General features: G+C 74.6%; 25 protein-coding genes. 14 read left to right on the top strand and 11 right to left on the bottom strand.

Going from position 1 to position 25,235, the window contains the following annotated elements:
* Positions 1 to 41: 41 nt before the first annotated feature.
* From AOM46_RS28450 to AOM46_RS34300, 11 genes are all read right to left on the bottom strand, one after another.
* A complete protein-coding gene (locus AOM46_RS28450; RefSeq protein ID WP_062216660.1) occupies positions 42 to 332 on the bottom strand; it encodes a hypothetical protein in 291 nt (96 codons plus the stop codon).
* The gene (locus AOM46_RS28445) at positions 310 to 3,474 is read right to left on the bottom strand and encodes a type 2 lanthipeptide synthetase LanM family protein (RefSeq protein ID WP_062216658.1); all 3,165 of its coding nucleotides are present in this window, start codon (positions 3,472 to 3,474) and stop codon (positions 310 to 312) included. The genes AOM46_RS28450 and AOM46_RS28445 overlap by 23 nt, the downstream gene beginning before the upstream one ends.
* 98 nt (positions 3,475 to 3,572) lie before the next feature.
* On the bottom strand, positions 3,573 to 4,292 hold the full coding sequence (locus AOM46_RS28440; protein ID WP_062216654.1) for a 4'-phosphopantetheinyl transferase superfamily protein: 720 nt from the start codon (positions 4,290 to 4,292) through the stop codon (positions 3,573 to 3,575).
* Positions 4,289 to 7,513, bottom strand: coding sequence for a S41 family peptidase (locus AOM46_RS28435; RefSeq protein WP_062216651.1), 3,225 nt, complete (start codon positions 7,511 to 7,513; stop codon positions 4,289 to 4,291). The genes AOM46_RS28440 and AOM46_RS28435 overlap by 4 nt, the downstream gene beginning before the upstream one ends.
* A complete protein-coding gene (locus tag AOM46_RS28430) occupies positions 7,510 to 8,094 on the bottom strand; it encodes a GNAT family N-acetyltransferase (RefSeq protein ID WP_062216648.1) in 585 nt (194 codons plus the stop codon). The genes AOM46_RS28435 and AOM46_RS28430 overlap by 4 nt, the downstream gene beginning before the upstream one ends.
* Positions 8,091 to 8,543: a hypothetical protein gene (locus AOM46_RS28425; protein WP_062216645.1), complete on the bottom strand. Its 453-nt coding sequence runs from the start codon at positions 8,541 to 8,543 to the stop codon at positions 8,091 to 8,093. Before AOM46_RS28425 ends, AOM46_RS28430 begins: the two co-directional genes overlap by 4 nt.
* Positions 8,536 to 9,003, bottom strand: coding sequence for a hypothetical protein (locus tag AOM46_RS28420; RefSeq protein ID WP_062216642.1), 468 nt, complete (start codon positions 9,001 to 9,003; stop codon positions 8,536 to 8,538). The genes AOM46_RS28425 and AOM46_RS28420 overlap by 8 nt, the downstream gene beginning before the upstream one ends.
* Positions 9,000 to 9,503 (bottom strand): GNAT family N-acetyltransferase, encoded by a 504-nt coding sequence (locus AOM46_RS28415; RefSeq protein WP_062216640.1) that lies wholly within the window; start codon positions 9,501 to 9,503, stop codon positions 9,000 to 9,002. Before AOM46_RS28415 ends, AOM46_RS28420 begins: the two co-directional genes overlap by 4 nt.
* Positions 9,500 to 10,627, bottom strand: coding sequence for an acyl-CoA dehydrogenase family protein (locus AOM46_RS28410; RefSeq protein WP_062216637.1), 1,128 nt, complete (start codon positions 10,625 to 10,627; stop codon positions 9,500 to 9,502). The genes AOM46_RS28415 and AOM46_RS28410 overlap by 4 nt, the downstream gene beginning before the upstream one ends.
* Complete coding sequence (locus AOM46_RS28405; protein WP_062216634.1) at positions 10,624 to 11,217, bottom strand: hypothetical protein; 594 nt, start codon at positions 11,215 to 11,217, stop codon at positions 10,624 to 10,626. Before AOM46_RS28405 ends, AOM46_RS28410 begins: the two co-directional genes overlap by 4 nt.
* A gap of 71 nt (positions 11,218 to 11,288) precedes the next feature.
* Positions 11,289 to 11,459 carry a hypothetical protein gene (locus AOM46_RS34300; protein ID WP_158920734.1) on the bottom strand — a complete coding sequence of 57 codons (171 nt, stop codon included), beginning with the start codon at positions 11,457 to 11,459 and terminating at the stop codon, positions 11,289 to 11,291.
* A gap of 217 nt (positions 11,460 to 11,676) precedes the next feature.
* Here AOM46_RS34300 and AOM46_RS28400 point away from each other — a divergent pair, with 217 nt between their 5' ends.
* From AOM46_RS28400 to AOM46_RS28335, 14 genes are all read left to right on the top strand, one after another.
* Positions 11,677 to 13,626 (top strand): condensation domain-containing protein, encoded by a 1,950-nt coding sequence (locus AOM46_RS28400; protein WP_062216631.1) that lies wholly within the window; start codon positions 11,677 to 11,679, stop codon positions 13,624 to 13,626.
* Positions 13,623 to 14,984, top strand: a complete 1,362-nt coding sequence (locus tag AOM46_RS28395) for an ATP-grasp domain-containing protein (protein ID WP_067226663.1) — start codon at positions 13,623 to 13,625, stop codon at positions 14,982 to 14,984. Before AOM46_RS28400 ends, AOM46_RS28395 begins: the two co-directional genes overlap by 4 nt.
* A complete protein-coding gene (locus AOM46_RS28390; RefSeq protein WP_062216628.1) occupies positions 14,981 to 16,294 on the top strand; it encodes a type III PLP-dependent enzyme in 1,314 nt (437 codons plus the stop codon). Before AOM46_RS28395 ends, AOM46_RS28390 begins: the two co-directional genes overlap by 4 nt.
* Entirely contained in the window at positions 16,294 to 16,557 is a 264-nt protein-coding gene (locus AOM46_RS28385) for an acyl carrier protein (RefSeq protein WP_062216625.1), read from the top strand. Before AOM46_RS28390 ends, AOM46_RS28385 begins: the two co-directional genes overlap by 1 nt.
* A gap of 1 nt (position 16,558) precedes the next feature.
* Positions 16,559 to 17,506: a 3-oxoacyl-[acyl-carrier-protein] synthase III C-terminal domain-containing protein gene (locus AOM46_RS28380; RefSeq protein WP_062216622.1), complete on the top strand. Its 948-nt coding sequence runs from the start codon at positions 16,559 to 16,561 to the stop codon at positions 17,504 to 17,506.
* The gene (locus AOM46_RS28375) at positions 17,503 to 18,099 is read left to right on the top strand and encodes an acyl-CoA dehydrogenase family protein (protein ID WP_062216619.1); all 597 of its coding nucleotides are present in this window, start codon (positions 17,503 to 17,505) and stop codon (positions 18,097 to 18,099) included. Before AOM46_RS28380 ends, AOM46_RS28375 begins: the two co-directional genes overlap by 4 nt.
* The gene (locus AOM46_RS28370; protein ID WP_062216616.1) at positions 18,096 to 19,223 is read left to right on the top strand and encodes an acyl-CoA dehydrogenase family protein; all 1,128 of its coding nucleotides are present in this window, start codon (positions 18,096 to 18,098) and stop codon (positions 19,221 to 19,223) included. The genes AOM46_RS28375 and AOM46_RS28370 overlap by 4 nt, the downstream gene beginning before the upstream one ends.
* A complete protein-coding gene (locus tag AOM46_RS28365; RefSeq protein WP_062216614.1) occupies positions 19,220 to 19,978 on the top strand; it encodes a hypothetical protein in 759 nt (252 codons plus the stop codon). Before AOM46_RS28370 ends, AOM46_RS28365 begins: the two co-directional genes overlap by 4 nt.
* A complete protein-coding gene (acpS, locus tag AOM46_RS28360) occupies positions 19,975 to 20,382 on the top strand; it encodes a holo-ACP synthase (protein WP_062216611.1) in 408 nt (135 codons plus the stop codon). Before AOM46_RS28365 ends, acpS begins: the two co-directional genes overlap by 4 nt.
* Positions 20,379 to 21,926 (top strand): amino acid adenylation domain-containing protein, encoded by a 1,548-nt coding sequence (locus AOM46_RS28355; protein ID WP_078857272.1) that lies wholly within the window; start codon positions 20,379 to 20,381, stop codon positions 21,924 to 21,926. Before acpS ends, AOM46_RS28355 begins: the two co-directional genes overlap by 4 nt.
* 28 nt (positions 21,927 to 21,954) lie before the next feature.
* Positions 21,955 to 22,215 (top strand): acyl carrier protein, encoded by a 261-nt coding sequence (locus tag AOM46_RS28350; RefSeq protein ID WP_062216608.1) that lies wholly within the window; start codon positions 21,955 to 21,957, stop codon positions 22,213 to 22,215.
* Positions 22,216 to 22,322: 107 nt separating this feature from the next.
* On the top strand, positions 22,323 to 23,312 hold the full coding sequence (locus AOM46_RS28345) for a 3-oxoacyl-[acyl-carrier-protein] synthase III C-terminal domain-containing protein (protein ID WP_062216605.1): 990 nt from the start codon (positions 22,323 to 22,325) through the stop codon (positions 23,310 to 23,312).
* A complete protein-coding gene (locus tag AOM46_RS28340; protein ID WP_062216593.1) occupies positions 23,309 to 24,454 on the top strand; it encodes an acyl-CoA dehydrogenase family protein in 1,146 nt (381 codons plus the stop codon). The genes AOM46_RS28345 and AOM46_RS28340 overlap by 4 nt, the downstream gene beginning before the upstream one ends.
* Complete coding sequence (locus AOM46_RS28335) at positions 24,438 to 25,199, top strand: hypothetical protein (RefSeq protein ID WP_158920731.1); 762 nt, start codon at positions 24,438 to 24,440, stop codon at positions 25,197 to 25,199. Before AOM46_RS28340 ends, AOM46_RS28335 begins: the two co-directional genes overlap by 17 nt.
* The last annotated feature ends 36 nt before the right edge of the window (positions 25,200 to 25,235 follow it).

Genomic DNA, 25,235 nt, shown 5'->3' with positions numbered 1-25,235 from the left:
CGAAGTGACAGTGGGCGTCGGAATGCTGGTCGCCCGGGCGGTCAGATGATGGACACGGAGGTGTTTCCACCGAGTTCGCCCAGGCTGGCGACGAGTCCGCTGCCCAGGGCGAGACCGGCCAGCACCCGCACCCCGGCGCCGACCCGGTTGTGGCCGGCGAGCGCGACGCCCCCCGCCGGATCATCCGTCGTCTCGCCCTCGGCGGCCTCGACCGCCTCGGCGGCGTCAGGGGCAGGGAGCGTCCCCGGGGCCCCGGCGGTCTCCGTGGTCTCGCCGGAGGCCGGCTCGGCGGTGGGGACGGTGGAACGGTCAGCGGCGGTCGACTGGCTCATGTGCGGTCCATCTCTGTGAGAGTGGGGGAACGGTCGGGTGTCGGTCGGTCATCGGCTCCAGGAGCAGCACCGAGGGAACCGTCCGGGGAAAGGCCAGGCGCAGAAGGCCGTGGCCGATGCCCGAAAGGCCCGTCAGCAGCCCCGGGGACGGCAGATGCCCTGGGGTGCCGCAGCGGTGGCCGTGCCGCTGGAGGGTACCCAGCGCGACGCCCGCTCGGCGGGTGTAGGCCGTGGCGGCCCCCGGAGTCCCGTGCGCCGCGAGCGCGGCCAGGGCCTCCAGGATGCCCAGCTCACCATGACAGGGGCTCAGGTCCCCGGTCGGCGGCGCCTGGGCCAACAGCGGTACAAGACTCACGAGTTCAGGATCGTCGGCCGGGACGCCGGCGGGCCCGGCGGGTCCGCCGACCGAGGCCAGCAGGACGCCCGCCGCGCCCCGGCACCAGCCGGTGGCGGGCGCGGCGCCGGCGCCGGCCAGCGCCGCGCGCAGCGCCTCGGCGCCCAGGGCGGCCGTCGCCGGCTGCCCCAGCAGCGCCCGGCCGATGCCGGCCAGGCCGTGCGCGCAACCGGGGTCGGCGGCCGCCGCCGGGTGGGGCAGCGCGGCCGACAGCGTCCGGGCGAGTCGGCGGGCCAACTCACCGGCCTGCGGCAGGCCGTGCTCGCGGCTGACCGCGTCGGCGGCGGCCAGCGCGCCCGCGGTCCCGGCCGTCAGCCCGGGCACCGCGCCGTCGTGCTCGACGAGCGCCAGCGCGTCGACGGCCCTGGGGAGCGACGCCAGATCGTCCCCGAGCAGGGTCGCCAGCCGGCCCGTCGCGTAACAGATGCCGCCCAGGCCCTGGAAGGCGCCGGGCCCGACGGCACGGGCCAGCTCCGGATCGGCCAGCAGCGAGGCCAGCAGCCGGGGTAGTGCCGCCACCGCGCGGGCGGCCAGGTCGGTATAGCGGCCGACGCCGGTGAGCCGGCCCAACTGGGCCAGGAACAGGGCGACTCCCGTATAGCCCTGGCCGAGCCCCGCGCCCATCGGGAGCACGGTCCAGCAGCGGTCGTCGACCAGTTCGAGTCCCAGCCAGTTGGCCCGGTCGGCGCCGTGCATCGCGCGGCCCACGATCTCGTCGGCGATCCCGCAGGCCGCCGCGAGCAGCGGTTCGGGATCGGGGGCCACCGCCGGCGCGCCGGGACCGGCCGGCGCCGGCCGGTGGAACGGGGGGCCGGCCGCCGGCTGGGTGGTGGCGAGGGTCGCCGAGACGATCCACTCCTGGCCGTGCCGCTCCACCTCGTCCATGCCGGCGATCTTCCGGCGGACGGCGGCCAGGCTGGGCTCGGCCAGCAGCCCCCGCATCCTGGTGCCGTCCGAGCACCGGACGTCGGTCTCGGCCGGCCGGTGGAAGAAGACCGGGATGTCGCCCGCCCACAGATCGGCGACCTCGGACTCGACCAGCGCCTCGCGCAGCGGGTCGCCCGCCGAGTCCGCCCACAGCAGGGAGAGGACGGCGTCCCGCGCCAACGCGTCCCGCAGCACCCGGGGATGGGTCGACTCGAAGAGCAGCGTGGCATACAGCCGGGACGGACGGACGATCAGCCGTCCCGGCAGCTCACCGGCCTCGCCCAGCGGGCCGTCGGGGGCCACAAGGGCGTCCCGGTGCGCGACGATCGTGTCCCAGGCCGCCTGGAACCCGGCCAGCAGCGCCGCCTCGAAGTCCCCGGCGGAGACCGGCGAATCGTCCGGCACCGGCAGATTGTCGCTCCCCTCGTAGACCCCGGCGCCGCGCGCCAGCCGCATCCGGTCCGTTCCGCTGCCCTCCCAGCGCACCCCGGCGCCGCTCCCGCCCGCCCGGCCGCCGAGGGCCGAGATGTCACGCACCCCGTGCTCGTCGACCAGCGGCTGGGGCAGCAGGCAGGTGCGGAGCACCGACGCGGTCAACGCCTCGGCCGCCGGGTCGGGCCCGGCGATCGCGGGCTCCCGCACCGTGGGGTGCAGCAGCGTCTCCGCGTCGACGGGCACCGGCAGATCGCCGCTGGCCACCAGGTTCTCCAGATGCGCGTCCGTCGCGTCCACCGCGTGCAGCAGCGCCGTCAGCGCGCCCTGTCTGCGGTAGAAACGCGTCAGCTCGGCCGCGGTGCGGCACGGGCGGTGGGCGACGAACTCCACCCAGCCGTAGCCCTCGCCCTCCACCACGCGGGGGACGCGGGTGCCGAGCCCGGGAAGTCGCTCGTCCAGCCAGTCGGTCAGCCGGCCCAACAGCCGCTGCTGCGCCTGGGATCTGGGCTTGGCCAGCACCGGGCCGCCGTCGGCGAACCGCAGCAGCGAGGTGCTTCTGCCGCCCTGGTGCGGATCGCCCAGGGCGGATTCGACGGCCACCAGCGGGCCGGGGTCCGCATCGTCCAGCAGATCGGCCACGATCCTCGGCCGGTCGGTGAGAAAGCGGCCCAGCAGCTCGTCGGCGGTCGCCACCGTCCGCAGGCACTCCTGCCCCCACAGCCGGGCCAGCACCGGGTAGCGCGTCGTCAGCGCGGCGAGACCGCGCCGCGAAGCGCTCCGGGCGACGAAGTCGGCGAAGCGCTCTCGCGATCCCGCGCCGCGCAGCCGGCCGGCCCGGCGCTCCGCGTCCAGCTCCCACACCAGGGTGCGCGCCGCGTGCCGCGCCAGCCGCTCGGCCAACTGCCGCTCAAGACCGGCGCAGACCGAGGCCACCTCCATGACGTCGGGGCGCGCGCCGGCCAGCTTCGTCCCCAACTCCCGCGCGGAGTACCGGCTCAGCGGGCGCACCACGGGCAGAAAGGCCAGATGGCCCTCGTCCCCGGCGCCCGGCGGCTCCGCCGGCTCCGGCCAGTCGTCGTCCGGGGTGGCCAGCACGTTTTCGACAAACCCCGCCCACGGCGGCCTGGTGGTGCGCGAGCCGAGGCGTTCCGTCGGCTCGGCGCCCAGCGTGGCGAGCGCGTCCGGGGCCAGCCCGAGCCGGGCGGCCCGCCGGTCGAGCCCGCCCCGGCCGAGCGCGGCCCACTCCGCCTCGGCGCCGTCCGCCGGCAGCGCGGCCGGCGGGGGCGGCACGGGCAGCCGCTCCACGAGCGTCAGACCCGGCGCCCACCACCACATGGCCGGCGACGGGCCGTGGTCGGCCACCGGGGAGGCGACGTCTGGGGTCATACGACGATGCTGGCAGAGCCGTCTCACCCGTCGGATGGGTACCCACTACCCGGATTCCTCGCCCCGCGGGCCCCGTTGCCCCCATAAACCGCAGCGGCCTATCGCTCGACCGCCCCCGCGTCGGCCGGTTCCGGCAGTGACAGCCGGCGGAGCGCCCGCACCGGCCCGGTCGTCGCCAGCGCGCCCACATAGCCGGTCGGCAGCGTCAGATCCCGCAGCCGGACCGGCTCGGCCGGCCAGCCGGCAACGCCTTCGGCCGCGGCCAGGGGTCCTGAGACATCCAACAGCCGGGGGGCGACGCGCAGTCCGAGGCCCGTCAGCTTCATCGCCGCCTCCTTGCGGGTCCACGCCGACAGCAGCCAGCGCCGCCGCTCGGCCTCCGGCAGCGTCGCGTACCGGCGTGCCTCGGCGGTCGTCAGCGTGGTCCCGGCCAGTCCGGCCAAGTCCCGGGCCCCGGAGGTCTCCTCCAGATCGACGCCGACCGGCTCGCCCGCCGTCACCGCGACCAGCAGCCACCCGCCCGCGTGCGAGACCGCGTGGCTGACGTCGGGCCGGCCCACGAAGCGCGGCGGGCCGTGCCCAGCGGCCCCGCAGTGGCGGCAACTCCGGTCGGTGCGCACCGCCCTGGGCGGCAGCCCCAGATAGCGGGAGCCGATCAGCCGCTGCGCCGCCCTGGAGGTGACGAACTGTGCCCCGGCGCCGGTGCCGGCCAGCCGCCCGGCGCGCTCCCGCTCCGCCGGATCCAGCAGCGGCAGCCACTCGGGACGGGGGCGGACCGCGACCAGCCACAGATGGCACTCGCCGGGGGAGGGGATCATCCCCCGACCTCCCGCCGGCGGCCGGCCGCGCCGACCGGCACGCCGGCCACCAGGGTGCGGACCTCGGCCGCCGTGGTCAGACCGTCGAGCAACACCTCGACGCCCGCCCGGAGTTGGACGTCCTCCCCGGGGTGGCCGAGGCGCGGCGGCTGGTGCGCCGGCACATCGGGCTCGACGCCCCGGTTCTCCAACCGGTCGCCCACCCCGTCCAGATAGAAGCGGAACTCCGGCTGGGTGGTGACCGTCCCGTCGACCAGCACATGACGCGGCCAGGTGGCGACCACCCCGCCCCAGGTGCGGTGTCCCACCAGCGGGCCGAGACCCAGGCGGCGGAAGCCGTGCGCGAAGATCTCGCCGTCCGATCCGGTGTGCTCGTTCACCAGCAGCGCGAGTGCCCCCGTGCTGGCCTCGGCCGGGTGCCTGGTCCTGCCGGTGCGCCGCCCCCGCTGCTCGCCGCCGCCGCGCCGCGCCAACAGGTCGAGCAGCAGCGGCGAGACATGCCCGCCCGTGTTGTAGCGGACGTCGACCAGCAGCCCCTCGTGGTCCAGCTCGCCCAGGAACTGGCGGACGAAGTCGCCGTAGCCGGTGGCCAGCATATCCGCGACATGCAGATAGCCGAGCCGGTCGTCCGAGAGCGCCCGCACCAGGGAACGGTTCCCCGCCACCCAGTCCAGATAGCGGGCGCGGTCCTCGCTCGCGGCCGCCACCACGGCGACCCTTCGCTCGGGCTCCGCGCCCCGGCGCAGCGTCAACTCGACCTCCCGGCCGGCCTGTCCCACCAGCAGCTCGCCCGGCCCGCCCGGTCCGACCGGCTGGCCGTCGACGGCGGTGACCAGATCGCCGGGGCGCACGTCCACGCCCGGGCGGCGGCAGGGCGAGGTGGCCTTCGGGTTCCAGGGGGCGCCGCGCAGCACGCCGGCGATCCGCCATGCGCCCTCCCCGGCGTCGGCGTCCCAGTCCACGCCGAGGAAGCCCTGCGCATGGCTGTTCCTGCCGTGGTACTCGCCGCCCTGTTCATAGGCGTGCGAGGTCCCCAACTCGCCCTGCAGCTCCCAGATGAGGTCCGAAAGCTCCGAGCGGCAGCCGATCCGTTCGGCCAGCGGCGCGTACCGCCGCCACATGGCGTCCCAGTCCACGCCGGCCATTCCGGCGTCCCAGAAGGACTCCCGCTGGAGCCGCCACGCCTCGCGGAACATCTGCCGCCACTCGCCCGCCGGGTTCAACGGCACCCGGACCCGGTCCAGATCGACCCAGCCGGTGCGCGCCCCCGGCGGGGCGTCCAACTGCGGGTGCTCGGCGGCCAGTTGCGCCGCCGTCTCGACGGGCACCACCCGCAGCCGGCTGGCGCTCCGGTACAGCAGCACGTCGCCCCCGGGGGACGCCACCAGATCGTCCAGCGGGCCGAGCCAGTCCTCGGTCACCTCGGCGCCCGACCAGGTGACCAGCGTGACCGTGCCCTCCGGCATGCCCTCGACGCGTTCGGTGCCGGGCGGCGTCAGCGGCGCCGTCAGCAGCAGCACCCCGCCGGGGGCGCCGACGACGCCGGCGTAGCGCCCCTCGGGCACCGGGAGTTGCACCGCCCGCTCGGTGATCCCCGGCAGATCGATCCGCACCCGCACCCCGGCGGCCGATCCCTCGGCTCCGCCGGTGCCCCCCTCGGACGGCTCGCTCTCCGGGAGGTCACCGTCGAACGGGTCGGCGTCGCCGGCCCGCAGCGGAACCACGAAGGCCCGGGTGCCGAACGGGAAGCCCAGGTCGAACCGGACCTGGTCGTAGTCGGCCTGCGGTTCGCGCTGGCCGAGGAAGTAGAGGAAACGACCCCCCGGATCGAAGGAGGGGGAACTGTCCCGCAGCACCGGCTCGGTGACCGGACACGGCTCCCAACGGCCGGTCTCCGCGATCCGGATCGTCGAACGGTGCGGGCCGTCGGGGTGGGTGTAGGCCAGCCACCGGCCGTCGGGGGACCACACCAGCTCGCAGAGCCGGTCGGCCGGGGAGGAGTCCACCAGCAGCGCGGTCGGCTCGTCGGCGTCGGCGTCCACCACCCACAGCTGTTGGCGGTTGGTGGCGAAGGCCACCCAGCCGCCCGACGGCGCGGCCGTCAGCTCGGTGACCACCCCGAGGTCGCCCTCCACCAGTGGGCACTCCGTCTCACCGCCGCCCGCCGACAGCAACACCAGCCGTTCGGTCGGGCGTTCGTCCGAGGCCACGGCGACCAGCCGGCCGCCGTCGGCGAGCCAGTCCAGCTGGCGGTAGCGCACCCCGCTCGCCCGGCCGTGCCGGCGCACCGGTCCTGAGAACGGCGCCAGCGTGAACGCCCGGCCCCTGGACGCCACCGCCAGCGCCGCGCCGTCCGGCGAGAGCCGCGCGCCGTCCAGGTACTCGCCGGCGGACACAAACCGGCGCTCCGCCCGCGACCTGGGGCTCGGCACGGTGATGTCGAGCGGTTCCGGCGGCTCCCCGCCGGGCGTCAGCCGCCACAGCCTGGCGCCGGCCTGGTACACCAACCGCTGCCCGTCGCCGGCCAGTTGGCGGGCGTAGTAGTCCTGGTGGTCGGTATGGCGGGCCAGTTCGGTGCCGTCGGCGCGACAGGAGTACACCTGCGCCACGCCCTCGTGGTCGCTGAGGAAGTACACCCGGTCCCCGACCCAGCAGGGCGCGGCGAGGTTCCCCGGCAGATCGACCAGCCGCCGGGGCGTGGCCGTCTCGTCCTCGGCGATCCACAACTCGCCGGCGCAGCCGCCCCGGTAGCGCTTCCAACGCGCCGGGTCGCCGGTGTTGCGGCCCAGGACCACCCGGCCGTCGGGGCCGTATGCCACGGTCTCGGCGGGACCGCCCAGCAGCCGGGGGCGGCCCCCCTCGGGGTCGACGGCGAAGATCCGCTGCCCGAAGCCGACCGGCAGCCCGGCGGTGCTGGCGTAGACGATCTCCCCGGTGCGCGGATGCCAGCCGAGCGTCGCACAGCGCGCGCCCTGGAAGGTCAGCCGCCGGGCGGGACCGCCGGCGGTCGGCATCACATGGACCTCGGTCGGCCCGTCCTCGGTGCCGGTGAAGGCGATCGACGCGCCGTCGGGGGAGACCCTGGCGCGGGTGGCCTCGCCCCGGCCGGCGGTCAGCCGGACGGCCAGGCCGCCCTCGACGGGCACCGACCACAGATCGTCCTCGCAGGTGAAGACGGTGCCCCCGGCATGGGGCGCGGGGAACCGCGGATAGCCGCTCATCCCGACTCCCCCTTCCTGGCCCGGATCCGCTCGGCCACCTCGCGCCGCCTGGCCAGCCGTTCGGCGCGGTCCGCCGAGACGTCCTCATCGGTCAACGTCCAGTAGCAGGCCGAGCGCCAACGACCCACGGTGTAGGAGTCGTACGCGCACCGCACCTGCCGGCTGGAGGCCAGGGCGGCGGCCGACTGGAGCATGGTGTTGTGCTCCAGCACCTGGTTGACCACCACCCGCATGTTCAGCTCCGACCGCACATGGTCGTGCGCGGCCTGGACGGCGAACGCGCCCGGGCCGCCACGGAAGCGCGGCAGCACGCCGAAGGACAGCTCGCAGCACTGGTTGCGCCAGTCGACCGAGGTGATCCAGGCGAAGCCCATCACGGCGCCGCCGGCCCCGCAGAGGGTGAAGATCCGCCGCTCCGCCTGCCGTTCGGCGATGGTGCGCCGCACGTCCGCCACCAGATCGGCGTCGGCGGCCTGCACCGCGAAGTCCGACAGGTTCGCCTGGAACTGCGATTCGCGCAGCAGTTGGAGGCGCAACGGTATGTCGTCCTCCGTGAAGTGTCTGACCGTCACGAACGTCATCGGTCCTCCGCCCTCCCGAAGCCCCTGCCGAACAGCACCCGCACGTCGTGGTAGGCCCCCGAGGCGTAGCGGTGGCCGCGCAGCACGCCCCGGTCGGTGAAGCCGGCGCCCAGGAACGCCGATCCGCCCGGCGCCCCCCGCGGCACCAGCGCCACACAGGACGTGGTCCTGCGGTAGTCCACCAGGAACTCGACCAGGGCCCGCACGGCCGCCTCGTCGTCGGAGGTGGTGGCGACCCAGGACTGGCGCGGCTGGAGCCGGTTGGGCGCGGCGCCCACCAGGGTCTCGCCGACCCGGAGGACCTGCCCCTCGGCGCGTTCCAGGGTTCGCGCCAGCAGCGCGTCGTTCTGGGTCACCGGGTCGAGGTCGAGGAATCCCCTGGCCCCTGGGCCGGCGGCGCGCAGCGCGGCGGCGGCCTCGGCGTGCCCCAGCGGGACGATGTCAGTCATGGTCGGTGACCCCCCAGATCTCGCGGTCCACCGTGTGGCCGTCCAGCCACAGGTGTTCCGGCACGGTCGCCTCCCGACGGAAGCCGGCGGCGGTCAGGACCGCGGCGGTCGGGGTCGCCCGGGGGGTGACCGTGACCAGCCCGTCGAGGCGGCGCAGGTTGAGCCGGCGCAGACCGTCGTCGACGGCGGTGGCCAGCAGGGCGTCCAACCCCTCGGTGTCCTGGCGGTGCCAGCCGATCTCCAGCCTGGCCCGCCGGTTGATCCAGTCGATCTCGGCGAACCTGACCACGGCGGTGTCCGAGACCACGCACAGCTCCTCGTCCTGGTCGGCGGGCGGCGCCATCCGGGAGGGCGGCGCCAGGGCCGGCCAGTCGGGCAGCGGCAGCCCCAGCAGTTCGCCGGGCAGCCAGTGGCCGCTCAGCAGCGGAAGGTCCCGGTCGCGGTAGCCACGCAGCCTCATGACACCGGGCTCCAGACGCGCGAGAAGCAGACCAGTCCGTGCCGTTCCCCGTCGCGGGCCGTCACCCCGGCCAGGACGCCCTCCTCGGTCAGCCCCAACGCCCGGGCGATGCGCAGCCCCCGGGCGTCGTCGGAGCCGAACCTGACGGAGAGACGCACGATCTCCTGCCGCCACCGCGCGGCGCGCACCACCTCGTGATGGGCCGACCGCCACCAGGCGTCGGGGACTTCGGTGGACAGCCGCAGCGTCAGCAGGTGGTGGCAGCCGTGCTCGGCGCCCTCGGCGCTCAACGCCCAGAGGCCGACCACCCGGCCGTCGGCCAGCAGCACCTGGGTGTCGTCGCCGAGCAGCCGCACGATCTCGGCGGCCGAGCGGGTGTCGGGCTGGTCGGTGCGGTAGCGGAAGTCGGGCTCCTCGAAGAGGGCGAGGACCGCCTCGCGGTCCTGCTCCGCGTAGGGGCGGCTCGACCACCCGGGCGGTGCCGTGGTGGTGTCGGTCATGGTCCCTCCCTGGGGGGCGCCGCGTCGGGCGCGACGGTCAGGCGGAGAATGTGGCTGGTGCCGTCCATGAACTCGAAGGCCATGACATCGCGGCACCACTTCTCCAACAGCGGGTGCTCCACCAGGGAGCCGGGCGGCAGCGCGCTCTCCGCCCATCGGCCGACCTCCACGGCCAGCGCCGCGGTGTGCAGCTTGGCCAGCGACGGGGGCCGCCGGTCGTCGGGGTTGGCGTCCGCCTCGGCGGCGAGGTCGAGCAGCAGCTCGCGGGCCGCGTCCAGCCGCGCCGTCACCGTCCGGTGCCCGTCCCAGCCGGGGCGCAGCGCGCACACCTGGTCGCGGATGGCGTAGCCGGCGCCCAGCGCCTGGGCGGCGATCTGGAGACGGACCACGCCGAACGCGCGGTTGGCGCCCCAGAGGCCGCGCCGGGACGCCGGCAGATGCCGGCCCAACAGCCGTTCCCCCGGCACCTCGACATCGTCGAAGGTCATCTCGCCCAGGCAGGCGCCGCGCAGGCCCAGCATCTCCAGGGGGGTTCCGGTCAGCCCGGGCGCCGGCCGGCGCAGCAGCACGGCGCGGACGGACAGCGGGGTGGGTCCCGTCCTGGCGAAGACCACCCCGATGCCGCCCCTGGCCGCGTTGGCGACATAGCGTTTGGCGCCGCGCAGCAGAAAGCCGCCGGAGTCCCGTGGGGTCAGCCGGGTGCGCATCGCGGTCGCGTCGCTGCCGTGGTCGGGCTCGGTCATGCCGAAGAACGTCCACAGCCCGTGGCGGGCCAACTCGTCGTAGAACCAGTCCTGTTGGCTCTGGTCGCCGAGGGCGTCCACGGTGAAGCCGGCGAGCGAGGGCGCGGCGCAGGCGTTGAGCACGCCGACATCGCCCCTGGCCAGCTCGATATTGGCCACCACCCGGGTCAGCCGGCTGTCGGCGAAGGTCTCGGCCCAGCGGGGCACCTCGTCGGCCCTGCGGTGGCGCGGGGTGCCGAGGGTGCGCAGCAGCCGGAGCGCCGGGCTGGCGCGCAGACGCTCCTCGGCGTGCGGTTCCGCGTCGACCGGGAGCGCCAGCTCCCGCAGCTCGACGGCGAGTTCGCGACAGCCGTCGCGCAGCGCGCGCAGCCGGCCGTTCACCGGGCCGCCCCCGCCGGCAGCCAGCAGTTGGCGGTCAGCCGGGCGACAAAAGCGGTGCTCGCCGTGCCGGGGCCGGCGTAGCCGGAGGCGCCCAGCAGCTTGGCCAACTCCCAGTCGGTCTCGGTCAGTCGTTGGTGGCACTCGATCACGGTGCCGGCCATGTCGCCGGCCACCAGCAGGGTGCGGCGGACCGTCTCGACCGTGACCAGGGCGTCGGCGAGCGCCCCGCGCACCAGCTGTTTGCGCAGGGTCGGTTCGCCGCCCGAGACGCGGGCCGCGAGATGGGCGACGGCTCGTTCCCGCAGGCGGTGGGTGATGCCAACCCTGAGGGCGGCCAACCGTGCGGCCAGCGCCGTCCTTTCGTCCTGCGACACCTGGCGCCGGCCGGTGCGCCGGACAAAGGCGACGCCCTCGCGTTCGGCGAGACGGTGCGGCACCACCTCGACTCCTGGGCCGACGGCGTCGCTCGGCAGCGCGGCCAGCCGTCCGGGCGCCGCGTCGGCGTCGGCGCCGTCGAGCGCGAGCGCAAGACCGGCCCGGAAGCCGTGGGTCCTGCCGACGTGTTCACAGGACTGGAGCGCGTCTCGCATGGGGGTCCTCCGTGACGGGTCGGGCTTGCGGTGTGGCGCCGGCCAGCGAACCGGCGCCACACCGCGGGTGATCAGGCGATGACCTTGGTGGCGATCGCCTTGGCGGCCACGACCTTGGTCGCGATGACCTTGTGGGCCACGACCTTGGTGGCGATGGCCTTGGCGGCCACGATCTTGTGGGCCACAACCTTGGTGGCGATCACCTTGGTGGCGACGGGCTTGCTCGCGATGGCCTTGGCCATGTGATGCTCCTTGATTCGTGAGCTGAAATGGACGAACGCCTTCGGGCCGAAAAAGCCGACCCGGCAGCGGAACGAGAATCCTCCCGCCGAATTACCGGTGTCAACGACAGGAATATGACGCCCGGTTGATGTCACCGGTGCGGGCTCCCGAAAGCGGGAGGCGATGGGCCACTATTCAGAACCGTCGAATCCGTCGAGCCGAGGAGGGGAAACGCGGATGCCACCGGTGAGAAGCGCCGCGTTGTGCTGGGGCCAGCACCACCATGTGCTGCGCTATCTGGGCACCCCGCCCGAGTCGCGGCACGAGGCGCACATCACGACCAGCTTTCCGCTGCCCGACGGCTGCACTGCGGCCCACGCGCGGGCGGCGCTGACCCATCTGGTGCGCCGGCACGAGGTGTTGCGCACCGTCTACGACCTGACCGCCACCCCCGTACCGCGCCAGCTGGTGCTGCCCCCCGGGCCGCCGCCCGTGGTGGAGGTCTCCGCCGGCGACGATCCGGCGGCCGAGGTGGCCCGGCTCACCAGGACGCCGTTCGCGCCGGACCGGGAGGGCCCGATGCGGGCCTGTCTGATCACTGCGGGCGGGCGGCTGCGCCGGCTGCATCTGGTCTTCAACCACCTGGCGTTCGACGATGTCGCCCTCGACCTGCTGGCGGCCGAGCTGACCACACTGCTGGCGGCCCGGGTCGCCGGCCGGCCGGCCGAACTCCCGCCGGTCGCCGACCAGCCGGTCGACCTCGCCACATACGAGGCGACCGCCTCCCCCGCCCCCGCCCTGACCCACTGGCGCCGGCTGATCACCGAACTACCCGACGACATCCACACGGCACGCCGGCCCTCCGCCGACGCCGCGCGCAGCGCGCGCAGCGCTTGGCGGCGGGTGAGCGATGAACTGCCGGACGGTGGGGACGAGTTTCGTCGCCCTTCGGCCGAAACCGACGCCGCGCACGGCGCCGGGGGCCGGGTGGTCGGGGAACTGCCGGATGGTGGTAACGCGGCCCGCCGGCCCTCGGTCGAAGCCGCTGCCGCCGGAGCGGCCGCGGAGGGCACCGCCGCGCCCGCCGCGCCCGCCGCGCACGGCGCCTGGCGGCGGGTGGGTGACGAACTGCCGGACGATGGGCACGAGTTTCGTCGCCCTTCGGCCGAAGCCGACGCCGCGCACGGCGCCGGGGGCCGGGTGGGCGGGGAACTGTCAGACGGTGGCGACGTGGCCCGCCGTTCCCCGGTCGAAGTTGACGCCGCGCGCAGCGCCTGGCGGCGGGTGCGCGACGAACTGCCGGATGGTGGTAACGCGGCCCGCCGGCCCTCGGCCGAGGCCGCGCGCAGCGCCTGGCTGCGGGTGGGCGACGAACTGCCGGACGGTGGCCACGCGTCCCGCCGGCCTCCGGCCGAGGCCAGCGCCGGCGCCGGCGCCGGCGAGGCTCCCGCGCACAGTGCGTCGTTCACCGTGCCCGGGCTGCTGGCCGATGCGCGGGTGGTGGCCGAGCGGCACCGGGTGTGGCCGTCGGCGGTGCATGTGGCCGCCCATGCCGTGGCGTTGGCCGCGCACAGCGGGGGCCGCCGGGTGGCGGTCCGGCTCTACACCAGCCAGCGTCCGGCCAGCGGCTTTCCCGACGTGCTGACCTGCATGTCGCATCCGCTGCTCTGCCCGCTCGACCTCACCGACGATCCGACCTTCGGCGAGGTGGTGCGCAGCGCGGCGGACCGGGTCAGGGAGGCGATGGACCACGCGCATGTGCCGTTCGCCCTGATCGACGAGGCGGTGGCCGCCGAGAGCGCCGCGCGCGGCCGGTCCGTCCGGGTCGCCAACGAGCTGAACTTCCTGGACAACGCGCCGCGTTCGTGCCGCACCCGCCGGGAGCGCTGGGTGTGGAACGCGCCGCCGCTGGACTGGGCGCGCGCCGGCTCCGACCTCTACCTGCGGGTGTACGAGTGGTCGGACGGGGTCACCCTCGCCCTCCAGGCGCTCGACTCGGTGCTGGACCGGGCCGGGGTGGAGCGGACGCTGCGCGGTCACGCCGCGCTGCTGGCCGCCCACCGCGATCCCGCGACCGATCTCCGGATCAGCGACGCCGTCCGGCTGTTCGACCCCGCGAAGGCCGACCCGCCGGCCCCTTCCACACCCCGTCCGTGCCCCTCGCCGAATTCCGGGAGAGCCCGATGAGTTCTGTCGCACCACTGAATTTCGTGGAACGCCTGAAGAAGGACCTGACCGGAGACTCAGGATCGCGTTTCGTCTTTCTCAACAACTTCGAGGTGGAAAGGAGCTGGGCGGTCGGCGAGCCGAAACTCCCGGGCGCCGGCATATCGTTCGCCGGGACCACGGTGAACCGCATGGAGGAAATGGGCGCGCTGCTCGCCGAGGCGGACGACGTGGTGGTGCTCAAGGCCCCCATGGACGCGGAGTTCACCGCCTATCTCGGCCGGCTCGGCGCCGCCGCAGGCCGGGTGCTCGCCGCCGAGAACGGCAGCCCGGCGGCCACCGTCACCGAGGACGCGTTGGAGTCCCCCGAACTGCTGGCGAAGCTGCGGGAGTTGGCCGACGGACGGACCTATCTGATGCCGCTGGGCGTCTCCCCGGCCGAGGAGCGGCTGGCCAAGGAGACCGGACTGCCGCTGGCCGGCCCGTCGGCCCAGGTCGGCAAGCATGTCAACGGCAAGATCTTCAGCCGCCGGCTGGTCGACCGCCTCGGCCTGCGCGCCGTGCCCGGCGAGGTCTGCGAGACGGTCGGCGAGTTGCGCGCCGCGCTCCTTCCCCGCCTCGCCTCGGGCGGCCGGGCCGTGGTGAAGGAGTCCCTGGGCGTCTCAGGGCGGGGCATGGTGGTGGTGAAGGACGAGCGCGGCGCCGAGCGGCTGCTGCGGCTGATCGAACGGCGCGGCGCCGACGCGCCGGCCCGCCTGGTCGTCGAATCCTGGATCGAGCACGCACAGGACCTCAACTACCAGCTGGTGGTTGGCCGTTCGGGCGGCGTCAGGTTCGAGACCGTCAAGGCCGCGGTGCTGCGGGACGGGGTGCACCAGGGGCACCGCTTCCCCGTCGAACTGCCGGCCCGCGCCCGCGAGGAGCTGCACGCGGCCGTCGAGGCGATCGGCGCCGCCCTCTTCGACGAGGGATACCACGGCATGGTCGGCGTGGACGCCGTGCTCGACGCCGAAGGCACCCTCTACCCCTGCCTGGAGATCAACGCCAGGTTCAACATGTCCACCTACCAGAGCCGCATCGCCGAACGCTTCATCCCCGGAGGCCACCACGCCATCGCGGCCACGTTCGGCCTGCGCCCCAGCCGACGGCACTCCTTCACCGAGGTGGCCGGGGCCCTCGGGGACCTGCTGCTGCGCACGCCCGGCGAATCCGGCGTGCTGATCAACAACTTCGCCACCCTGAACGCGGCGGCCACCGACACCGGCAGCTTCCACGGCCGGCTGTACGGGATCTGTGTCGCCGACACCGCCGAGGGGGCGCTGGCCGTGCGCGGCGAGGCGGAGTCCCGCCTGCGCGAACTGACGGAGGGACGGTCGTGAGAGTCCAGGGCATCGCCTACGAGGAGCTGGCCGAACGGTTCGGCACCCCGCTGTACGTCTATGACGCGGACCGGCTGACCGAGGTGATCGGCGGGCTGCGCGCCGCGCTCCACCCCGGACTTGAGGTCTTCTACTCGCTCAAGGCCAACCCCAACATCAGCGTCTACGCGACGCTGCGCGCCGGCGGCGCCAGGGCCGAGGTCTCCTCGCTGGTGGAGCTGCGCACCGCGCTGGCCGCCGGCACCCCGCCGGAGGACATCATCTTCCTCGGCCCGGGCAAGAGCCGGCGGGAGCTGGCGGCCTGCCTGGACGCCGGGGTGTACGCCGTCGTCTGCGAGTCGTTCGCCGAACTGGACCTGATCGAGCGGCTGGCCGCCGAACGGGGACACCGCCAGCGGGTCCTGCTGCGGGTCAACCCGGCGCTGGCCATCAGCGGGTCCCGGCTGACGATGGGCGGCAAACCGCGCCAGTTCGGCATCGACGAGGAACAGGTGCTGGCCGCCGGCGACCTGACCGTCGCCTACCGGCACGCCGATGTCGCCGGCGTCCACGTCTACATGGGCACCCGCATCCTCGACCCCGAGGTGGTGGGCAAGAACACCCGCTACATCCTCGACCTGGCCGAACGGGTCGCCGAGGCCACCGGCATCCGGCTGGACGCCGTCGACATCGGCGGCGGCCTCGGCGTGCCCTACTTCGACGGCGAGGAGGAGCTGGCCCCCGGCGCGGTCGCCGACCTGATCAACCCGCTGCTCGACAAGTTCGCCGGCGCCCACCCCGAGACCCGGCTGATCATGGAGTCCGGGCGCTACCTCGCCGGCCGCGCCGGGATCTATGTGGCCCGCGTGGAGTACGTCAAGGAGTCGATGGGCGAACGCTTCGCGATCGCCGACGGCGGCACCCACCACCATATGGCGGCGGTCGGCATCGGCTCCTTCGTCAAGCGGAACTTCCCCGCCGTGCTGCTGAGCGAGCGCGCGGCCGGCGAGCCCGAGCCGTGGAACGTCACCGGGCCGCTGTGCACGCCCAACGACTCGCTGCTCAAGCAGGCGCCGCTGCCGCCGCTGCGGCCTGGTGACCTGCTGGGCGTCCTCAACTCAGGCGCCTACGGCCCCACCGCCTCGCCCGGCCTCTTCCTCAGCCACGGCTACCCGGCCGAGGTGCTGGTCCGGGACGGCGAGGCCCATCTGGTGCGGGCCCGCGACGAGCCGGAGGACCTGCTGCGCCCGCAGCGCCTGATCAGCCCGACCGGCCCGCAGGGCAACGACCAGGGAAACAACCAAGGAAACGACCAAGAAAGGCCTTCCTGATGGAGCGTTCGGAGATCGTCGACCAACTGCGCGCCGCGCTCTCCACGGTGCTGGGCCGCCCGCTCGACCCGTTCACCCCGGAGCTGAGCCTCTTCGACGACCTGGGCCTGGACTCCACCAGCGTCATCGAGCTGTTGATGAGCCTGGAGGACACCGTCGGCCTTGAGATCGACCCGGACGAGCTGGGGCCCGAGGTCTTCCGCACCGTCGGCTCGCTCACGGACTATGTCGAGACCAGCTTCCGCACGGCGACCGTGGCCTGACATGGACGTCGGACTGTCCCGGGTCGCGGTGCGCCTGCCCGGCACCTCGGAGCCGGTGGGCGCGGTGCTGGAACGCACCGGACACAGCGCGGTGGAACGCAAGGTGTTCACCCGGGTCTACGGGCTGCGCGACACCCTCACCCTCGCTCCCGGCGAGCGGTGGGAGGACCTGCTCGTGGCGGCCGGCCGGGCCGCGCTCGACGGCGCCGACGCGGGGCTCGTCCTCTACGGACACACCATGCTCACCCAGGAGTTCCAGCTCGACGGCGGCTTCGCCGACCGGCTCCGCCGCCGTCTTGGGCTGCCGGACGCCGAGCTGTACGGGATCAGCCATGTCAACTGCGTCTCCGTGCTGCGCTCCCTGGAGCTGGCCGGCCGCTATCTGGCCCGGCCGGGCGCCTCGCCCGACGACCGGGTGCTGGTGCTCGGCGGCGATCACGCCAGCGTGCACGAGCCGTCCCGGGTCATCCCCGGGATGGCCGTCGGCGGCGACGGCGCCGTCGGGCTCGTCGCCCGGGCCGGCGTGGGCCGCTACCGCTATCTGGCCGGCGCGACCGTCCGGGACGTCCGCTTCCACCGCAACCTCCAGCTCTCGCAGGCCGACAGCCGGCTCTTCAGCCAGGTCTGCCAGCGGGGCGCCGTCGAGGCCGTGGCCCGCGCCGCCCGGGCCGCGGGGCTCGAACCGGGGCAGCTCGACTGGGTGATGCCCCATCTGTCGAACCGGATGTTCTGGCGTTCCTTCAGCGCGCACACCGGCGTCCCCGTCGACCGGATCTGCCTGGACCTGATCCCGGAACGCGGCCACAACTTCGGAGGTGACGCCCTGATGGCGCTCCAACACGCCGACCACGCCGGCCGGTTGCGGCCCGGCCAGCGCTGCGCCCTGGTCTCGCTGGCGCTGGGCGCCTACTTCCAGGCGGCGATCGTCGAAGTCCAGGAGGAGATATGACCACCACCATGCGCGCCTGCGAACGCATCGCCAGGGAGGAGGGGCTGGCCGCCGGGCTGGCCGCCGCCGTCGGCGACACCGAGGTGGCCGAGACGGCACCGGGGCGCTTCGCCGCGGTGCCGGCGACCTCGGTGCCCGAGGGCGTCCGGGTCCACCGGCACCGGCTCGCCGACCACGAGGGCGTCGTGTTCCTGCCGACGCCTGGCACCGCCGACGCGCCGCCCCCGACGCTGACCGAGGTGGGTCGGCGGCTGGCCGCCGCCAGGCTCGGCCTGGTCCGCCGGCTGCTCGACCAGGCCGTCGAGCATCTGTCGGGCCGGAACGCGGGCGACGAGCCGCTGATCCGCAAGCAGCTGGTCACCGGCGCGGTCGCCGATGTCCTGGCCGAACTGGAGCTGCTGCGCGAGCAGATCCTCGCCCCCGACGATCCGGTGGCCGTCGTCGACGCCCACGACCGCCTGGACGATCTCGGCTGGGAGGTGCTGAAGCTGTTCGGCGCCGCCGGCTATATCGCCGACCACCCCGCCCGCGCCCTCCATGTCTCGGTGCTGGTCGGCAACACCTGGGTGCACAGAGAAGGAGACCGGTCGTGATCGAGCTCGACGAGCGGCTGCGCGGCATCCGCGACCAGCACCGGGAGGCCGCCGATGACCTGCGGGCCAGGGCGCTGGCCGTGGACGCCGACCCGGCCGCCATGGAACAACACCTGGACTCGCCCACCTTCGCGATGATCAGGGAGTCCAGCATCCCGGCCGCCCACCGGACCGCCGCCTCTGCCGAACGCCCCGACCGGGGCACCTGCCTGGAGAGCGTCGTCGGCCTGGTGGAGCTGTTCCACGGTGATGTGGGCGTGGTGCTGTCCTGCCCGTCGCCGGCCCTCGCCGGCGTCTTCGTGGAACTGCTGGGGAACGAGGAGCAGAAGGCCCGCTTCTACGGGCGGTTGGCGAACGGTCGGACTTGGTCGTTCTTCGCGATGTCGGAGGAGCGGGCCGGCAGCGACGCCACGGCGATGGAGACCAGGCTGGTGCCGGACGGTTCCGGTGGCTGGCTGCTGCACGGCGCGAAACGCTATATCGGGCACGGCGCCAGGGGCGGCGTGGGCGTGGTGTTCGGGCGGACCGGACGCTCGTCGCTGTCGATCAGGGCGGCGCTGGTGGAGCTGCCGACCCCGGGCTGGCACGCGGAACCGCTGGAGATGGTGGGGCTGCGCGGCGCCTATCTGAGCGAACTGCGGTTCGACGGGCTGCCGGTGGCCGGCGACATGCTGCTCGGCGAGCATCTGCCGGTCACCCGCCGGGGCATCTGGGGCGCGCTCACCACGTTCAACAACATGCGGATGCAACTGGCCGCGGCGGCCGTCGGCACCGGTCTCGCCATGGCCGGGTACGTCGCCGAACACCGCAAGTCCGCCCCGGGCCTGGACCTCGTGCTGGCCAGGGCGGAGGCCGCCAGAGCGCTGGTGTACGAGGCCGCCGCCCGGCTTGACCAGGAGCCCGAACAGGGCTATCTCTCCAGCGCGGCCAAGCTGGGCGCGGTCCGGATGGCCGTCGAGATGGCGCACTGGGCCGGCCGCGCGCTGGGCCCGGCGGGGCTGCTGGAACACCCGCTGCTGGAGAAGTGGACCAGGGACGTGCGGGCCCTGGAGTTCATGGACGGCACCAGCAACATCCAGCGCCTGCACATCTTCCGGGGCTACCAGGGCGGCCACGGAGGATGAACGAGCTGAGCGTCCATGCCCTGTGCGCCGCCCAGCCGCGCGTCCCGGTGGCCGTCAGAACCGCAGGCGAGCTGCCGCCCGGTGCGCCCGCCGGCGATCTCGCCCTGCTGGCCGCCCGCGCGCGGGGCGTGCCCGTCGCCGAGCTGCGGCTGCTCGCGGCGGACACCGACCCGGACGCGGACGTCGCCCTGCTGGCGCTGGAAGCGCTCGCCGCCGTGGCGGGCCCCGCCGACGACGAGCCGCTGTTCCTGGTCCGTTCCGGGCCGCTGCGCGATCAGCGGGTCGCCGAACTGGGCCGGATCGTGCACGCCACCGGCTGGCGCGGCGACGATCTGGGCGTCACCCATCTCGACGAGCTGGGCGGGGTGTTGATCGCCGGCCTCCTCGGCTGGGCCGTCGAGACCCGGGCCACCGTCCTGGTCCCCGACGATCCGCCGCTGCTGGCGGCGGACGCGCTGGCGCCGCCGCGCGCCGTCGCGCTGCGCTTCCGGCGCGGCCCCGGTCCGCTGCGGGTGCTCGGCTGCGCCGAGGGCGCGCCGCCCGGGGACGCCGGCATCCGGTTCACCGGCGCCGGCCCGTGTGACGCCTGGCTGTCGCTGGCCGCCGCCCTCGACGAGGGCACCGTCCCGCCGGGCGAACGGTTGCTGCTGCACACCGTCGGCGCCCACCGGGAGGGCTGGCTGGCGCTGGCGGCGGTCGATCCGGGGGCGGTCGCCGTCGCCCGTTCGACCGGGGCACCGGGGGACACGTCATGAGGATCGGCGTCGACCTGCTGTCGGTTCAGCGCTTCACCCGGATCGCCGAGCACCGCCGTTACCGGACGCTGGTCTTCACCGAGGCCGAGCTGGCGCAGGCCGGCGAGATCGGCTCGCCCCGCCACGCGGAGCGGCTGGCCGGCCGGTTCTGCGCCAAGGAGGCCGTCTGCAAGGTGCTCGGGCGCGGCTTCGGCCAGGGCGTGCGGTGGCGGGACATCGAGGTCACCACCGACGGCCTGGGCGTCCCGGGCGCCCGACTCACCGGCGGCGCCGCCCAACGCGCCCGGGAGCTGGGCCTGTTCGACCTCCAGGTCACCCTCACCCACCAGGCGGAGCTGGTCGTCGCGATGGCCGCCGCCCAGGTGCGTCTCCCCGCCCCGCCCGAGAACCGAGGACAGCGATGAACTCCGCGACCGACACCCGACCCGAGGCCGCGCGGCAGCCGCTGGTGCGCGCCGACGAGCCCCTGCACCACTGGTTCCTGCGCGGCCTGGCCCTCGCCCCCGACGCCGTGGCGCTGCGCGTCGGCCCGACCGAGGTCAGCTACCGCGCGCTGCACGAGCGGGCGCTCGCCCTGGCCGGGACGCTGCTGGCCGACGCCCGCCGCCCGCCGCGCCGCGTCGGCCTGCTCGCCGACCGGGACGTCGACGGCTACGCCGGGGTGCTCGCGGCCGGCTACGCCGGGGCGGCCGTCGTCCCGCTCAACCCGTCCTTCCCCGCCGAACGCACCCGCACGATGATCGAGGCGGCGGAGGTGGACGCGCTGCTCGTCGACGCGGGAGGCCGGGATCTGCTCCCGGGCCTGGCCGGGGCGCTCGACGGGGTGCGCGTCGTGGAGGGGCCGACCGGGCCGCCGCTGGAGCGGCCCCGGACGCCGGGCCCCGACGAGACCGCCTACATCCTCTTCACCTCGGGATCCACGGGCCGCCCCAAGGGCGTTCCGGTGCGGCACCGCAATGTCGGCGCCTATCTGCGGTTCGTCCACGACCGGTACGCCTTCACCCCGGACGACGTGTTCTCGCAGACCTTCGAGCTGACCTTCGACCTGGCGATGTTCGACATGTTCGCCGCCTGGGGCAGCGGCGGAACGCTGGTGTCGATGCCGGCGCGGGCGTTTCTCACCGTGCCCGACTTCGTCGCCCGGCACGGTCTCACCGTCTGGTTCTCCTCGCCCAGCGTGATCTCCCTGCTGCGGCGGGTCCGCGCGCTGCGCCCGGGCGCCCTGGCCGGGCTGCGGCTGAGCCTGTTCTGCGGCGAGCCGCTGCTCGCCCGCGACGCAGCCGACTGGCAGCTGGCCGCCCCCGACTCCCGGCTGGAGAACCTCTACGGCCCCACCGAGCTGACCATCTCCTGCACCGTGCACCGCTGGGACCCGGCCACCTCGCCGGCGGCCTGCGTCAACGACATGGTGCCCATCGGCACCCCGCACCCCGGGCTGCGGGTGCTGCTCGCCGACGCGGAGGGACGCCCCACCGAGGGGGAGGGCGAACTGTGTGTCACCGGTGACCAGATGTTCCCCGGCTATCTCGAACCGGCCGACGACACCGGCCGGTTCCTCGATCACGCCGGCGAACGCTGGTACCGCACCGGCGATCTGGCGCGGCGCCTCCCCGACGGCGAACTGGCCTGTCTGGGACGGCGCGACCACCAGGTGAAGATCAACGGCGTCCGGGTGGAACTCGCCGAGGTGGAGAGCGGGCTGCGCCGCTGCGCCGGCGTCACCGACGCGGTGGCCGTCGCCGTCGACGGCGAGCTGTTCGCCTTCTATCTGGGCACCCCGCGCCCGGCGCCCGAGCTGATGGAGGAGCTGGGGACGTTCTTCCCCCGGCAGTTGATCCCGCTGGGCTACCGCCATCTCGACGCGTTCCCCCTCAACGCCAACCGCAAGACCGACCGTCCGGCCCTCGCCGCCGAGGCCGCCGTGCTGCGCGGCGGACGCCGGCCGTGAGCCACCACCCACCCATGAGAGGAATCCGATGAACCGCACCGAGATCGTCGAGCACCTGCGCGTCGCGCTGTCCGCCGTCCTCAACAAGGAGTTCGACACGCTCACCCCCGAGCTGCGCCTCTTCGAGGACCTGGCGCTGGACTCCACCAGCGTCATCGAGCTGCTGATGAGCCTGGAGGACACCATCGGTCTTGAGATCGACCCGGACGAGCTGGGGCCCGAGGTCTTCCAGACCGTGGACTCCCTGAGCGACTACGTCGAGGCCAACTTCGAGAAGGCAGCGGTCTGAGCCATGGCCCCCCAGCCGAGCCGGGCGCCCCGCGCGGCGCCCAGGGGCCGGCCGCGCGCAGCGGCCGGCCGCCCCGCCCCAGCCCGCCCGGCCGGGGCGGCCACACCGTGAACGTCGGCCTCTCCCGGGTGGCCGTCCGGCTGCCGGCACACTCCGAGCCGGTGGACGAGATCCTGGCCCGCGCGGGCCGAGGCACCCTGGAGCGCCGGATGTTCACCAAGGTCTACGGGCTCCGGCAGTCGCCGACCCTGGCGGCGGACGAGCGGATGGAGGACCTGCTGGCCGAGGCCGGCGCGGCGGCCCTCGACGGCGGCACCGCCTCCCTCGTCCTGTACGGGCACACCCTGCTGATGGCCGAGGGCGACCTCGGCGACGACTTCCCCGACCGGCTGCGGCGCCGCCTCGGTCTGGACGACAGCCGGTTCTTCGGGGTCTCCCATGTCAACTGCGCCTCCGTGCTGCGCTGCGTCGAGCTGGCGCGGCGCTATCTGCGGCGGCCGGAATCCGGGCCGGGCGAGGCCGTGTTGGTCCTCGGCGGCGACCAGGGCAGCGTCAACGACGGGGCGCGCTACATCCCCGGCACCACGGTCAGCGGCGACACCGCCGTCGGCGTCGTGGTGCGGGGCGGTGGCCAGGACGGGAGCCCGGGCCACCGCTACCGCTATCTGTCGGGCGCTGGGGCGCGGGACGCCCGCTTCCACCGCAACATGCGGATGACGGAGGAGGAGGTGGCCCTCTTCAGCAGGGTCTGCTCCGAGCTGGTCCTCAGCACCGTGCGGCGCGCCGTGGCCGCCGCCGGGCTGACCCCGGACCGGCTCGACTGGGTGATGCCGCATCTGTCGAACCGGATGTTCTGGCGTTCGTTCAGCGCCCTCAGCGGTATCCCGGCCGACCGGATCTGTCTTGACCTGATCGCCGAACGGGGCCACAACTTCGGCGGCGACGCGCTGATGGCGCTCGAACACGCCGACCGCACCGGCCGGTTGAGCCCGGGGGACCGCTGCGTTCTGGTGGCCATCGGCCAGGGCGCCTATGTCCAGGCGACGGTCGTCGAGGTCGTCGCCGACGAGCGGGCGGCGGGGGGTGGCGGCGGATGAGCACGCTCGACGCCCGGCTGCGCGCGATCAGGGCTGTGGCCCGCGACGCGGCCGGGGACCTGCGGGCCCGGGCGCTGGCGGTGGACGCCGAACCGCACGCCATGGAACCGCATCTGGACTCGCCGGCCTTCGCCCTGGTGCGCCGCTCGGAGACCCCGCCCGACTACCTGGCCACCGAGCCGGGCGGCCCGACGCTGCCCGCCCGCTCCTCCTGCCTGGAGAACGTGACCGGCATGCTGGAGCTGGCGCGCGGCGACATGGGCGTGCTGCTGTCCTGCCCCTCGCCGGGACTCGCCGGCGTCTTCGTCGAGCTGCTGGGCAACGAGGAGCAACGGGACCGTTTCCACCGGCGGTTGGCGGACGGTCGGACCTGGTCGTTCTTCGCGATGTCGGAGGAGCGGGCCGGCAGCGACGCCACGGCGATGGAGACCCGGCTGGTGCCGGACGGTTCCGGTGGCTGGCTGCTGCACGGCGCCAAACGCTATATCGGCCAGGGCGCCAGGGGCGGCGTGGGCGTGGTCTTCGCCCGCACCGGACCCTCGCCGCTGTCGATCAGGGCGGCCCTGGTGGAGCTGCCGGCACCGGGCTGGCACGCGGAACCGCTGGAGATGGTGGGGCTGCGCGGCGCCTGTGTCAGCGAACTGCGGTTCGACGGGCTGCCGGTGGCCGGCGACATGCTGCTCGGCGAGCATCTGCCGGCCACCCGCCGGGGCGTCTGGGCCGCGACCCGGACGTTCCACCGGATGCGGGTACGGGTCGCCGCAGCGGCCGTGGGCACCGCCTCGGCCATGGCCGAGTATGTCGCCGAACACCGCAAGACAGCCCCGGAGTTGGCCGGGATGCGGGCCCGGGTGGCGGCCGCCGAGCGGCTGGTCGTCGAGGCCGCCGCCCGCGTCGACCGCGCGCCCGAGCGCGGCTACCCGTCCAACGTCGTCAAGCTGGGCGCGACCAGGACGGCCGTCCGGGTCGCGCACTGGGCCGGCCGCGCGCTGGGCCCGGCGGGGCTGCTGGAACACCCGCTGCTGGAGAAGTGGACCAGGGACGTGCGCGCCTTCGAGTTCATGGAGGGCACGGGCAACGTCCAACGCCTGCATATCGCCCGTGGCCACCGGAACGGAGACGCCGATGAACGACAGCGGTGAACTCAGCGTGCACGCGCTCAGCGTCGCGGTCGTGCCGCACACCGACTACCGGCCGCTGTCGGACTTCCCCGAGGCGCTGCTGCCCCGCGCCCGTCGGGTCGCCGAGGCGCACGGCATCCCGCTGGAGCACCTTCTGGTGGTGACCCCCAACGATGTCGTCGAGACCGGCGGCCCCGACACCAGCGCCAGGGCCCTCGCGGCGCTGGGGCCGCCGACCCCGGACGAGACGCTGCTCCTGGTGCGTTCCGGGCCGCTCAGGGATGCCAAGGTCGCGGCGCTGGCCGGGCTCGTCCATGCCTTCGACTGGCCGGGCGACGATCTGGGCATCACCCATCTCGACGAGCTGGGCGGGGTGTTGGCGCTCGATCTGCCGCGCTGGGCGCTGGCGGCGGGCGCCCGGGCGAGCACCCTGGTCTGCGACGAGCCGCTGTTCGCCGACGGCCGTCTCGGCATGGCCTGGTTCACCACGGTCGGGCTGCGGGTGGTGCGCGGCCCGGGCCCGTTGACGTTCCTCGGCTCAGGCGAGGGACCGCCCCCCGACGACTTCCGGAGCGAGGCGCCCGCGCGTCGGGTGACGGGACGGGCGCCCTGCGATGTCTGGCTGACCCTGCGCAACCTGCTGCACCTGGGCGAACTCCGCCCGGGTGAAAGGGTGTTGCTGCACACCCGGGGCCCACGCCGGGAGGGCTGGCTGCGCCTGGAGGCGACCGATCCGGCCCTGACCTATCTGCCGGAACCGCGCTGAGCCCCTGGCCCTCGTCGTGGGTCGTCGACCGACGAG

The sequence above is a fragment of the Streptomyces sp. NBRC 109706 genome (assembly GCF_000974485.1).
Taxonomy (GTDB): Bacteria; Actinomycetota; Actinomycetes; order Streptomycetales; family Streptomycetaceae; genus Streptomyces.
Note: the sequence above shows the minus strand (reverse complement) of the source record. Positions and strands in the feature narration are given on the sequence as shown.